The organism is Tritonibacter sp. SIMBA_163 (assembly GCF_046535935.1).
GTDB lineage: Bacteria > Pseudomonadota > Alphaproteobacteria > Rhodobacterales > Rhodobacteraceae > Epibacterium > Epibacterium scottomollicae.
Genome location: NZ_JAWJBP010000842.1, coordinates 1 through 255 on the forward strand (window position 1 = coordinate 1; position 255 = coordinate 255).

The following is a 255-nucleotide window of genomic DNA, read 5'->3' on the forward strand; positions in this document are numbered from 1 at the left end:
GTTGCTTATGCGATGCGGCTTGCGCCGGGGCGTCTCTCGCTCTGGTCCTACCGCCTCTCCACGGTTGGATATGCGGCCCCCGGCACGGTCATCGCCATCGGCGTTCTGATCGCGCTTGGCGGTTTCGACCGTTTTGTAGATCAGACCATGCGTGACTGGTTCGGCATTTCTACCGGCCTTATCTTCATCGGCAGTGGTGCGGCCCTCATCTATGCCTATTGCGCCCGTTTCCTCACCATTGCCGCTGGTGGTGTT

At 60.4% G+C, this 255-nt stretch carries 1 pseudogene; it reads left to right on the forward strand.

The window, feature by feature from the left end:
• Positions 1-255 (forward strand): annotated as a pseudogene (locus R0J92_RS24705) (iron ABC transporter permease); the annotation flags it as partial.